Origin of the sequence: Gemmatimonas phototrophica, assembly GCF_000695095.2 — a bacterium.
GTDB lineage: Bacteria > Gemmatimonadota > Gemmatimonadetes > Gemmatimonadales > Gemmatimonadaceae > Gemmatimonas > Gemmatimonas phototrophica.
In genome coordinates, this window is the sequence record NZ_CP011454.1 from 3,087,200 (window position 1) to 3,099,642 (window position 12,443).

The following is a 12,443-nucleotide window of genomic DNA, read 5'->3' on the forward strand; positions in this document are numbered from 1 at the left end:
TGAGCTTCTTGAAGAACATTGGTCTGGTGAAGGGTTCACAATGTTCTTCGGCAGCACACCCGCTGTGGTTTAGCATTTGCTCAATACTTTCACACCAACTGTTACACGGAGGACACCGGATTCATCCGGTGCCCTCTGGTCATTCCCTCACGGTGCGATTTGGTGACCCGCCGGCGTCAGAACTCGTCTGCTGCAAAGGCCATAATGGGCGCACTGCCCGCCTGAATGGCGGTCAGCAGCGTTGCGGTCTCCGGCAGCAATCGGCCGAAGTAGAAGCGCGCCGTCTTGAGCTTGGCCTGATGGAAGCGGGCGTCGCCCTCCCCCGCCGCCAGCTTGGCCTGAGACACGGTGGCCATACGCAGCCACTGCCATCCCACCGCCACGTAGCCCATAAGCTGCAGATACTCGGTAGCCGCCGCGCCCACTTCGTCGGCGTTGGCAAAGCCTTTTTCGGCCAGCAGCATGGTGGCCTTCTGCAATTGATACAGCGAGGCGCCCAAGGCCTTGGCGTAGTCCTCCAATCCCTCCACCGATGCCGCGGTATCCACGTCGGCTTTGACCAGTTCGAAGAAGCGGCGCACCAGCCGTCCGCCTTCCATGGGCAACTTGCGCCCCACCAGATCCAGCGCCTGCACGGCATTCGTGCCTTCGTAGATCTGGGCAATGCGCGCATCACGCACGTACTGCTCGATGCCGTATTCCTTGATGTAGCCGTGTCCGCCCAGCGTCTGCAGCGCAATGTTGGCGTTGTCAAACCCCTTGTCCGTAAGGAACGCCTTGATCACCGGCGTCATGAGCGCCACCAGATCTTCGGCCTCCTGACGCACCGCCGGGTCGGGGTGGCGATGCTCCAGATCAATGCGAATGCCCACTGCGTACGCGAGCGCGCGCATGCCTTCGTTGAGCGCCTTGATACGCAGCAGTCCCTTGCGCACATCGGGATGCACCAGAATGGGATCGGCCGGCCCCGACGGGTTTTTGGGCCCGGTGAGTGAGCGTCCCTGCAGACGGTCCTTCGCGTAGGCCAGCGCATTCTGATAGGCCACCTCCGACAAGCCGAGCCCCTGCAATCCCACCGCCAGGCGCGCACCGTTCATCATCACGAACATGGCGCGCATGCCTTTGTGCGGCTCTCCCACCATCCAGCCGGTGGCATTGTCAAAGTTGAGCACGCAGGTGGCCGACGCCTTGATGCCCATTTTGTGCTCGACGCTGCCGCACGTCACACCGTTGGCGGCACCCACGCCGCCGTCGGCGGTGGGCAGGAACTTGGGGACAAGGAACAGCGAAATACCCTTGGTGCCGCTGGGCGCGTCAGGCAGCTTGGCCAACACCAGGTGCACGATGTTTTCCGTGAGGTCGTGCTCGCCGGCCGAAATGAAGATCTTCTGCCCGGTTATGGCATAGCTGCCATCGGCAGCAGGCACCGCCTTTGTGGAAATGATCCCCAGATCCGTCCCCGCATGCGCCTCGGTGAGGCACATGGTGCCGCCCCACGATCCATCAATCAGCTTGGGGAGAAAGCGTTCCTTGAGCTCGTCGGTGCCGTGACTCATGAGCGCGCTGTACGCGCCGTGAGAGAGCCCCGGATACATGGAGAAGGAGAGGTTGGCCGAACAGAGCATCTCCTCCATGACAAAGCGCACCATCTCAGGGAGTCCGGTCCCGCCGTACTTGGGTTCGGCGCTGATCGCGGTCCACCCGTCGGCGGTATAGCGCTGGTACGCCTCCTTGAACCCGGATGGCGTTTTCACTTCACCATTCACCAGCGCAATGCCTTCCGCATCACCGCTCTGGTTGATGGGAAACAACACCTCCTCGCAGAACTTGGCCCCACCGGCGAGCACTTCGTCGATCATCTCGGGGGTGGCGTCTTCAAAACCAGGCAGCGCAGCAAGCTGGCCGATATTGTGCACGTCGTTCAGCAGATACCGGATGTCGTCGAGCGGAGCGTTGTAGGCAGGCATGGGCAAGGGCTCGGGTGGGGTGAATCTCCAAGCTGTGGCCCGGACCGTGCGGCGGCAAGGGTATTTTGCGACGGTCGCGTCATGTTTTGGCCGCGGGCCGGGAGGCTCGGAACCGAACACGACCGCCCGCCGTATCGATTATTGTCTCTTCATCCCCAATGGAGTAACCACAGTCATGAAGCAGTTTTTCGCGGCGCTGGCAGCGAACCTGGTCACCATTGCCGTCTGTGTGGTGGCCGGTGTCCTCCTCATCATTGGCATAGCGGCCTCGGCCGGCTCCCGCCCCGCCACGGAAGTGCGGCAGGGCTCCGTGCTGGTCGTAGACCTCGAACGTCCCTTGTCCGACCAACCCGCCAAGGCCGAGCAGCGGTCGTTCTTTGACGAGGCCTTGTCTGCCGGGCGCGACGCGCTGCCGTTGCGGTCGGCGTTGGTGGCCATCAAGGCCGCCGCCGAAGATGACCGGATCAGTGGCATTCTGCTGCGCGGCGCGGTGGCGAGTGATGGCACGCGCTCCGGTTACGCCGCCCTGCGGGAATTCCGACAGGCGCTGACCGCGTTTGCGGCCAAGAAGAAGCCCGTGCACGCGTATCTCGTGAACCCCGATGCGGCCACCTACTATGTAGCGTCGGCGGCGAGCCAGATCACGCTCGATCCGTTCGGCTCATTGTTGCTCCCCGGGCTGGCGTCGGAACAGCTGTTTCTGAGCGGGATGTTTGAGAAGTACGGCATTGGGATGCAGGTGAGCCGCGTAGGCAAGTTCAAGGCGGCCGTGGAACCGTACACCCGCACCAACATGAGCCCGGAAAACCGCCAGCAGGTGGAGAGTTTCCTGGGCGATTTATGGAGCGAGGTGAAGAGCGGTATCGCGCAGAGCCGCGGTGTGGATACGGTGTCGCTGCAAACGATTGTTGATGGACAGGGGATTATTCTGCCCGCCGACGCGCTCTCGGCGAAGCTGGTGGACCGTGTGGCGTACTTCGATGTGGTGCTGAACGATCTGCAGAAGCTGGCGGGGACGGACAAGAGCGCTGGCAAGTCGGGTGGCAAAGACAGCACCCGCGCCGCCGAACTGGCCCAGTTGCTCGACCTGCCGTCGCTGCCGCAAATCACGCTTGATGCCTACGCGCCAGTCGCCATGGCCAAGGACCGCATGATTGGCGCGAGCCAGGCCGTGGCGGTGGTCTACGCCGAAGGGGACATCGTGGATGGCGAAGGTGGCGACGGGCAGATTGGCGGCACGGCGCTGTCGCGCGAACTGCGCAAGCTGCGTACAACCGCTTCGGTCAAGGCGGTCGTGTTGCGTGTGAACAGCCCGGGGGGCAGCGCCATTGCATCGGAGCAGATTCAGCGCGAACTCACTCTCATTGCCAAGTCGAAGCCCGTGGTGGTGTCGATGGGTTCGCTGGCGGCCAGTGGTGGTTATTGGATCAGCACCGCGGCCGCGCGGATTTTCGCGGAGCCCAACACGATTACCGGTTCCATTGGCGTGTTCTCGCTGGTGCCCAACATCAAGACACTCGCGAACAGGCAGGGGATCACGTTCGATACCGTGAAGACCGGCCGGTACGCCGATATTTTCACGCTGTCGCGCCCGCGCACCGAGGCGGAGCTGGCGGTGCTGCAGCGCGGCACCGATGCCGTGTACGACGCGTTCCTGCAGCGCGTGTCCACCGCCCGCACGTTGTCGCTCGATTCGGTACGGATCATTGCCGAAGGACGCGTGTGGTCGGGGACGCAGGCGCTGCGCATTGGCCTGGTGGACTCACTGGGCGGGCTTGATGCTGCGCTCAAGGCCGCGGCGTCATTGGCCAAGCTCACGGGCGACTATGAGGTGCGGGAGTATCCGCGAGTGAAGTCGGCCACGGAGCGCATTACGGAGCTGCTGGAAAACAAGCCGGCGCCGGTGGCGGCGCGGGCAGAGGCGGCGCTGCAGCAGTTGCAGGCACGCGGCGCTGCGGCCGATCTGGCGCGCGCGGTGACGCAGGAGCTCACGATGCTCATGTCGTACAACGATCCGCGCGGCGTGTATGCGCGCCTGCCGTACATTTTGCGGGTGCGGTAACTGCCACTGCAGAGAAAGCACCACGGATAAAAACTGATGGGTCACGGATGGAACACGGATCAATCATGTTTTCCGTGTTCCTTCTGTGACCCATCAGTTTTTGTCCGTGGTGCTGTTGGCAGTTTCTGCAGTTTCCGCGTTTCGCAGTACGCTCAAGGACGCCGAAACGTCCGCGGCGACTCAGCTCTCGATGACCGGCGTGGTCCAGGCACCAGGAGTCACTTTGCGGGCGGCCTCGAGCCGATGGCCCTGCGCCTCCCAATCGGCCAGCTCGGCGCGCGCGCGCGCGAGATGGGCCGCGGCCTTGGCGATGCACGGTACGATGCCACGGGCCTGCACGTCGGCCAACGCCCACTCAGCGGCCCCCACACGAGCCCGGTTGATGGCCAGCTGCTCAACACAACGGGTGGCGTGAAAGCGGCTCCACGCCGCCATGGGGCGGTCGTCGTCGATACCGTACCAGGCCCAAATGCCGTCGTTGACCGGGACCGAATCCACGAGGATCAGATCGATGTCGTCGGGGATGGACACCGTGGCGTCCGAACTGTGCATGTTCATGGGGAGTCACCAAAAGGGTGGACGGAAGGCATTGCCGCTGGCAGGAATCGTCAAGTGCAGTGATCCTGTGCGCTCTGACACTAACTCAAGCCGGTGCGTGTGCACCATGGTTCCCACGGCGTCTACATTCCGAAGATGCCTATCCGACTCACACCGGCCCGCACGCTTGCGGCGCTGACCATTCTGCTCGGGCCAGCCGCGACACCTATGCTGCCACTCCGGGCACAGGCTGGCCCGCGCCCCAAGGTGACCAGTGCGCCGACCACCAAGGCCGCCGCCAAAGGCACCGCCGCCGCCGATACCACCGCCAAGTCCGCTTATCCCACGGGCGGGACATCTGCCGCCGCGCGTGCGCTGGCGGGAAAACCCACTCCCGTATGGCCTGTGCCGGGCCCCTCTCCACTCCCCGGGAGCGTGCTGCCGGCCTCGCGCATCATTGCGTACTATGGCAATCCCTTCTCCAAGCGCATGGGTGTGCTGGGCGAGTACCCCAAGCCGGAGATGCTGCAGCGCCTAGACCGTGAAGTGGCGGCGTGGCGCAAGGCCGACCCGTCAACGCCGGTGCAGCCGGCATTGCACCTCATTACCACCGTGGCTCAGGGAGATGCGGGGAAGGACGGCAAGTACCGCATGCGCCACGGTGATGCCCTGACGGAGAAGGTGTATGGCTGGGCGAAGGAACGGAACGCCCTGCTCTTTTTGGATGTGCAGGTGGGGTTGAGCACCATTCAGGAAGAGCTGCCACGCCTGGAAGCGTGGTTGTCCAAACCCGATGTGCACTTTGGCATGGACCCCGAATTCTCCATGAAGGACGGCACCAAGCCGGGGCGAAAGATTGGCAGCTATGACGCGGCCGATGTGAACTGGGTCATTGACCAGCTGGCACGCATCGTGACCGCCAACAAACTGCCGCCGAAGATTCTGGTGGTGCATCGGTTCACGAAGCCGATGCTGACGAATGCCACGAAGATCAAGCGCGATCCGCGGGTGCAGGTGGTCATCCACATGGACGGCTGGGGGCCGCCAAGTCTCAAGCGCGATTCGTACGCGGCGTATGTGTACGCGGAGCCCGTGCAGTTTGCCGGATTCAAGTTGTTCTACAAGAACGATCGCAAGTACGGCGGGCCCCTCATGACGCCGACACAGCTGTTGGCGCTCACGCCGAAGCCGTTGTACATCCAGTATCAGTAGAATGGGTGTTCGGCGACTCGGTTTGAACTGCTAGAGGGCACACCGCCGTTCAACCGCCTCACTCCCACGACAGCGACATCAGGAACGACACGCGTCGCGGCAGTCCCGGTTCGAAGTAGCGATTGCGTGTGGCATTGACCACGAGGCTCGACGCGTAGCGCCGATCAAAGGCGTTCTCCAGCGATACCGTGGGCTGCATTCGCACACCGCCCACGGCGGGGACATCGTACCCGGCACGCCAGTTCCACACGCTGTAGCCGGCCCCGTAAATGGTACCGGCATCATTGGCACTGGCCCGAGAGGCCGCCGTGTATTCCACCGTGCTCCAGAGGCCGCGCGCGCGCAGCGTGCTGAAGGCTTGCAGATACTGTTCCGGCACACCGGGAATGCGCTTGCCCGCGAATGACACGGTGCCAACATCGTAGCGATCAAAGCGGAATTTGGACCAGGTGTAGGCGGCGCCAATATCTACGGCACGCCACTCACCGCGCACACTGGTTTCGGCTCCAGTGCGCGTGGAGCGGCCGGCATTGCGGAAGGCGCGGCGTCCGGGCTGATTGGGCACGTCGAACGGCACCAGCTCATCCAGCACCGCCGCGCGAAAGAGCGCGACATCAGCGCGTATATGCTGCCAGAGCACGGCCTGCGTTCCGATCTCCACCGTACGCGTCCGCTGCGGCTCGAGCTGCGCATTCAATCCTGCCGCGCCATCCGCCTGGTTGGTGAGTTCCGTGACCGTGGGCGTTTCGAACGCCGTGGACAGATTGGCATAAAGCGACCAGAGCGGCCGTGCCCGCCAGGTGAGTCCCAGCATCGGACTCACCGCGCCCAGCGTTCGATTGCCGGAGTCGTTGAGATTGGTGGCCGTGATGAAGCGATCCGTGACACGAAACGCCACCTGGTCGTAGCGCAGTGCGGCGCTGGCAAAGAGTCCGTGCGGCGCTTCCACTTCGACGCGCCCGTAACCGCCCACACTAGACGCCCGTTCCTGCTGTTCCAGACGGGTGGCTCCGCGCTCGACACGCGACACCGGGCATTGCACGGTGGGCGGCGCACTGGGCGCGACGGCGGCACAATTCTCGAAGTTGGAGCGCTCATCGGCTTGCGCCTGGGCGTCCACACCAGCGCCGAGTCGAACGGGCCACGGAGTGTTGGGCAGCCGCCAGGCTCCATGTACGCCACCACCAACCACCTGCCGATCCACCGCCACAATGGCAAACGGCAGCGGATTGTCGAGGGTACGCGTCGCCCCAAACAGTGAGGCACGCAGGGTACCACCCGCGACATCGCGTTCGGCCAGCAGCGCCACCTGCGACTGGCGAGCCGCCTTGCGGGAGCGACGCGTGATATTCAGCGAATCCGGGAGGCGAGGATCACGCGACAGCTCGGCGGCTGTGAGTGCGCCGGTATTCTCGGCCCGCGGGGCATCGTAGTGCGTGCCCTGCACTTCCCAGCGGGTACCCGCAATCGTTGCCAACCCACGCGCAAAAAGACTGGACGCATCAAGACGCGACCAGGTGCGCGGCCCATTCCCGGCGGTACGAGTGGCCGACAGCAGCCACGCCGCCCGCTGCCAGCGGCCGGTGGTATCGGCCTGTGTTCCGGAGAGCTGGGCATTGGCGCGCTGCAAGCCGCCGCCATCCCACAGACGCAGCTGCGCACTCAACGGGGCCGATGATGGTGCGCGTGAGCGCATGTTGATCACGCCGCCAGCCGCATTGCCATAGAGTGCGGCGGCGGTGCCACGCACCACATCCACCTGCTCCACCGTTTCGAGGTCCAGCCAATCGGTGGGGGTCTGTCCATCGGGGAGCGACAGCGGGACGCCATCACGCAATACACGGACGCCACGCACACCAAAGGCCGAGCGCGCACCGAATCCGCGAAGGGCGATACGCTGGTCCTGCGAGGGATTGGCCCGATCCTGCACCTGCACACCGGGCACCCCCAGCAGTAAATCACTCACGCCCGTGCGGCGCAGGGCAGGCCGTGCCGACAACGGTGCGGTAGACACCGCGAAGGGCAGTTCAAACGGCGAGCGAGCGGCGTCGCGGGTTACGCTGACGTTGACCGCCTGGAGATTCTGCGCGGCCCGCGCTTTCGCGGAATCGGCTGCCGACTGAGGTGTGGTTTGCTGGGCGTGCAGCGACGGGGTGAGCGCACCGGCCAGCAGCCCCATTTGTACCAGCGAGCGGACGCCGGCAGCGATCACGGCGAGGAGTGGACGACAGACGCGTCCGGATGCGGAGGCAGGATTTTGAAGCACCCTGCGATCTATCGTGTGGGGAGGAGGGAGGGAATCCCTTGGCCTCAATTCCCGCAGCCGGGCGTCACTTCGTGTCGGTGGAGCAGCTGGGTTTCCGATCGAGCGGGCTGTCGTCGAACAGCTCTCCGGTGCGCGAACAAATGATGCCGGTGTTGGTATCGCGCACCGACATGAACCAGTGCGAGCGGGACGCATTGGATTCCACCACGCGCTGCTCCGTTGGCAGGGTCATCCCGCGGGCGCGGAGTTCGGGCCAGGTGGCAAAGCGCTGGTTGAGAATGCGGAAGGCCGACTGCTGGGCATAGACCTTGGTCAGCGTTCCTGACACGGCGGTTCGGCTGCGGTCGGCCGTCATGCTGCCGCTGACCTTGAGACTCGCAATGGCAATGGTGAGCATAACGAACACCACGACCAGACTGGTAACCAGCACATGGTCACGCTCGGCGCGCGACACGGAGGCGCTGACCGGCGGTGAGGTGTAGTCAGCGGTACCAGCCATCCGGGCGCGCTGCGCACCAGCTTGCCGTGAGGGTTTTCCCGTTGCGTACAGTGCCCGTCCGCCCATCATGGAAGGGTCCTCCGGTTTGGCGGCCGCCGGCGACGGTGGCATCCACCCCGCCGGGCGCTGCGCGGCGCGAAACTTGTCGGCCGCCAACGTAGAGGGACGGCGCAGCGGAGAAGAGGACATGGCATCATGTTACGGAATGGACGATTACCACGACATAGCGGCATCGGCATTCCTGTCACAACGTGAGCATTAATCCAAACATTTCTGTGACAAGCCGCTCGTCACCACCAGCCACGATTCACCCACACCGTTCGGTGTAAATTTCCTCCCATGTTCTTCCGCCAACTGTACGACCAAGCACTCGCTCAGGCGAGCTACCTGATTGGCTGCCAGGCCACGGGTGAAGCCATCGTCATCGATCCACTCCGCGACCCGGCGCCGTACCTCGAAGTTGCGCGCGCCGAAGGGCTCCGGATCACGCATATCACGGAGACGCACATCCACGCGGATTTCGTGTCGGGCGCCCGTGAACTGCGTGCCGCCACGGGAGCGCAGCTGTTCCTCTCGGCAGAAGGTGGTCCGGATTGGCAGTACGCCTTTGCTGCCGCCGACGGAGCCACCCTGCTGCGCGACGGGGATCGGATCATGGTGGGGAACATCCGCCTGGATGTGATGCATACGCCGGGGCACACACCGGAGCATCTATCGTTTGTGGTGACGGATACCCCCCGCGGCGCCGGTGCCATGGGGGTCCTCACGGGAGATTTTGTATTTGTCGGCGATGTGGGGCGTCCGGATCTGCTGGAGAAGGCGGCAAAGGTCGCCAATACCATGGAAGCCGGGGCGCACACGTTGTTTGCGTCGGTGCAGCGCTTCCGATCGCTGCCGGACTATCTCCAGGTGTGGCCGGGGCATGGCGCGGGGTCCGCGTGCGGCAAGGCGCTGGGGGCGGTGCCCTCCAGTACGGTGGGATACGAGAAGCTGGCCAATTGGGGGGTAGGGACCACCAACGAAGACGATTTCGTGCGCATGGTGCTGGAGGGGCAGCCGGAGCCGCCGCGCTATTTCGCCGAGATGAAGCGCATCAATCGTGACGGAGCGCCTGTACTGGGTGCCTTGGCCCCGTTGCCGCGACTGTCGGCCAGTGCCGTGCGTGCGCAGCTGGGACAGCCCGCGGTGTGGCACATTGATGTGCGCAGTGCGGCCGCGTTTGCGGCGCAGCATCTGCCTGGCAGCTTGAGTGTGGCCTACAGCAAGTCATTCAGTACCTGGGTGGGGTCACTGGTGCCGTATACGGCCGACATTGTGCTGCTGGCCCCGGCCGACGGCGAGGCCCTGGTGGAGCGGGCGCGTCATGATCTGTTCCACATTGGCATGGACCGGGTGATCGGCTGGGCAGTGGTTGATGATGTGCTGGCCGAGTATGTGGGCCACGGTGGTGTGCCGGGGCAGATCAAGCAGCGCACGGCGGCTGAGCTGGCGGCGCTGGGTGAGGGGCAGGCCGTGCTCGACGTGCGCGGGCGGAGCGAATGGGCCGCTGGCCACATTCCGCACGCGCGCCATATCCCTCTGGGGGAATTGCCGGAGCGTCTGGCGGAGCTCCCGGCGGCCCCGCTGGTAGTGCAGTGTCAGTCGGGGGCACGGTCGGCGATTGCGACCAGCCTGCTGCATCGACTTGGCCGCCGCGACGCCGTAAATCTGCAGGGAGGCTACGCAGGGTGGCAGGCCAACGGTTTGCCCACCAGTCTTTCAAGTGATCTCGTCAACGTCTGATCCCGAATGAGATGACGCTGAAGTGACGCTGATGACTAATCATGTCCGTGCCGGGTGTCACCGGCCCCACACTAAGAGTGGGCACTGCAGCTGACTGGCAGTTGACTGAGTGATTGGTTGCAATGAATTCGTCCACACCGGCATCGGCGTAATGAGCAACGCCGAGCCGGGATGGTACTGGCGCCAGTGGTGCGGAGGTTACTGCAGGCGAGTGGCGATCAGATGCTGCAGCAGCTCACTGGCCGTGCCGCGCTGGCGGGTGCTTCCCACGCGAATAGCGTCCACGCAGGCAAGCATTTTGTGAAGACGACCGTCGCGTGCGGCCACCTTGGTGACGCCATTGAATAGGGGGACCAGCGTTTCGCCGCGGGCCGGGCCGCCTTCCATGGGCCACACCAGCGAACGGATGGGCTCACCGTCGCCGAACACCGTGGCGATCTCCGGGTGGGCCCCCGCGGTGGGGAGCCCCGTGCGTTCAGGACCGTGCACGGCCGGAAACGCGTACCGCGCGCCGTACACCAGAAACTCATGCAACGAGCTGTCGAGCACCGTGCGACTGCCGGCCCCGCAAATCCCGGCGTGCTGCAAACGGGCGACGGAGCGGTGCACGGCGCTCGTACTGGTCGCCAGTGCCAAGGCGAGGGGCTCGTACCGATCCTCCGGCACAAGCACGAGTCGAAGCGCAACCGCGATGTCGAACGGCCGGAGCGATGGTTGTGATGGCACGAGGGTCTGGGCAATAGTTGGAAAGACCAGCGGACACGTCAGTGTACGCGTTCCATTCCGGAATGTGATGTAGCTCAACAGCAAGTTCGTCCCCATAAACAAGCATACGATACCCATATTTATCCATTCACAACTCTATTTTAGCGTTTCAGACCATATCAGTTAAAGAGAACTTAATAAAGCAATAGGACGGAGAAGTTCGGAATTCCTCCCTGCGAGTGGGACGGCACACGTTCTGCACGCCGGTGGTCACCATGGCCCCACCAATCCCTCTGAGGTCGGCGTGTCGGTTCCGCGCCATTTTTGTGTCCGCGCTGCAAGGACAGCTGCTTCTTGATGTGAACGGCACTTGCCTGGAAGTGAACCCCGCCGCCTTGCAGGTCGTGGGGGCCAAAGCGGCTGATGTCATTGATGTTCCGCTCCCTCTGGCCCCGTGGTTCACCGGGCTCCCCGACGCCCAGCGCTCGGTCGCACACCACCTGGGGGCAGCCAGCACCGGCAACGCCGTACGCTTTGAAACCGAAACCCATCTTCTGGATGGCCGCATTGGGCTGCTGGAGGTGAGCATCACCCCCGCCTCGTATGCCGATGGTGCAGTCGGCACGCTGCTGTGCGAGATGCGCGATGTCACCGAGCGGCGGCGTTCCGAAGATGCGCTCCGGGAGATCGGGGCCCTGACTACCATTGGCCGGCTCTCGGCGCGCGTCGCCCATGAAATCAACAATCCCCTGGCGGGCATTCAGAATGCCTTTCTGCTGCTCGCCGATGCCGTGCCGCAGAGCCACCCGCACTATCTCTTTCTGCAGGCGATCGACGACGAGATCCAGCGCATCGCGCGCGTAACCCGTTCGCTGTACGAGACCTATCAGTTTGAAGCGCCGCCCGATGCGCCCAGCAATCTTGCGCTGGCGGTCAAGGACGCGGTGGCGTTCCTGGATCAGGTGAACCGTCGTCGCGCGGTGCGCATTACCACCGAACTGCGCGGCGCCCCGGCGCTGGTCCCGGTGCCCGACGCGCTGTTGCGGCAGACCTTGTACAATCTGGTGCAGAATGCGGTGGAAGCCTCACCGGTCGGGGGCGAAGTGCGGTTGTCGATCACCACCGAGGACGATCACTGCGTCATTCGGGTCGAGGATGATGGGATGCGTGTCCCGGATCATCTGCGCGACCTCATTTTTCAGCCGATGTCCGGTGAGCGTCACGCCAACCTGCGCACCGGGAGCATGGGCATTGGGCTCTCCCTGGTTCATCAATCGGTGCAGGCGATTGGCGGTACCGTCACGTTGCTCAACAGCACGGGGCACGGGGCCACCTTCGTGGTGCGGCTGCCCATGACGTCGGTGCTCCAGCCGTTGGAACTGGCGCGCACCGCTGCAGGCTTCCAGCTTTGAG

The 12,443-nt window shown here is 64.1% G+C and carries 9 protein-coding genes; 4 read left to right on the forward strand and 5 right to left on the reverse strand.

The genetic code is table 11. From position 1 onward, the window contains the following. Positions 1 to 176: 176 nt before the first annotated feature. Positions 177 to 1,967: an acyl-CoA dehydrogenase C-terminal domain-containing protein gene (locus GEMMAAP_RS13095; RefSeq protein ID WP_026848833.1), complete on the reverse strand. Its 1,791-nt coding sequence runs from the start codon at positions 1,965 to 1,967 to the stop codon at positions 177 to 179. A gap of 175 nt (positions 1,968 to 2,142) precedes the next feature. Between GEMMAAP_RS13095 and sppA the strand changes: the two genes are divergently transcribed. Continuing rightward, positions 2,143 to 4,029, forward strand: coding sequence for a signal peptide peptidase SppA (sppA, locus tag GEMMAAP_RS13100; protein WP_026848832.1), 1,887 nt, complete (start codon positions 2,143 to 2,145; stop codon positions 4,027 to 4,029). A 180-nt stretch (positions 4,030 to 4,209) separates the two neighbouring features. Here the strand turns inward: sppA and GEMMAAP_RS13105 are convergent, their stop codons facing one another. Next, complete coding sequence (locus GEMMAAP_RS13105; protein ID WP_026848831.1) at positions 4,210 to 4,587, reverse strand: hypothetical protein; 378 nt, start codon at positions 4,585 to 4,587, stop codon at positions 4,210 to 4,212. A 135-nt stretch (positions 4,588 to 4,722) separates the two neighbouring features. Between GEMMAAP_RS13105 and GEMMAAP_RS13110 the strand changes: the two genes are divergently transcribed. After that, positions 4,723 to 5,778 (forward strand): hypothetical protein, encoded by a 1,056-nt coding sequence (locus GEMMAAP_RS13110; RefSeq protein ID WP_043579527.1) that lies wholly within the window; start codon positions 4,723 to 4,725, stop codon positions 5,776 to 5,778. A 58-nt stretch (positions 5,779 to 5,836) separates the two neighbouring features. Here GEMMAAP_RS13110 and GEMMAAP_RS13115 read toward each other — a convergent pair whose 3' ends face one another. Then, positions 5,837 to 7,990 (reverse strand): TonB-dependent receptor family protein, encoded by a 2,154-nt coding sequence (locus GEMMAAP_RS13115; RefSeq protein WP_026848829.1) that lies wholly within the window; start codon positions 7,988 to 7,990, stop codon positions 5,837 to 5,839. 118 nt (positions 7,991 to 8,108) lie between these two features. After that, the gene (locus GEMMAAP_RS20595; protein WP_026848828.1) at positions 8,109 to 8,732 is read right to left on the reverse strand and encodes a hypothetical protein; all 624 of its coding nucleotides are present in this window, start codon (positions 8,730 to 8,732) and stop codon (positions 8,109 to 8,111) included. A 150-nt stretch (positions 8,733 to 8,882) separates the two neighbouring features. Here GEMMAAP_RS20595 and GEMMAAP_RS13125 point away from each other — a divergent pair, with 150 nt between their 5' ends. After that, positions 8,883 to 10,325 (forward strand): MBL fold metallo-hydrolase, encoded by a 1,443-nt coding sequence (locus GEMMAAP_RS13125; protein WP_026848827.1) that lies wholly within the window; start codon positions 8,883 to 8,885, stop codon positions 10,323 to 10,325. Between the two features lie 198 nt (positions 10,326 to 10,523). Here GEMMAAP_RS13125 and GEMMAAP_RS13130 read toward each other — a convergent pair whose 3' ends face one another. After that, positions 10,524 to 11,051 (reverse strand): MarR family transcriptional regulator, encoded by a 528-nt coding sequence (locus tag GEMMAAP_RS13130; RefSeq protein WP_145979130.1) that lies wholly within the window; start codon positions 11,049 to 11,051, stop codon positions 10,524 to 10,526. A gap of 254 nt (positions 11,052 to 11,305) precedes the next feature. Here GEMMAAP_RS13130 and GEMMAAP_RS13135 point away from each other — a divergent pair, with 254 nt between their 5' ends. Continuing rightward, a complete protein-coding gene (locus GEMMAAP_RS13135; protein WP_145979131.1) occupies positions 11,306 to 12,442 on the forward strand; it encodes a two-component system sensor histidine kinase NtrB in 1,137 nt (378 codons plus the stop codon). Position 12,443: the final 1 nt, after the last annotated feature.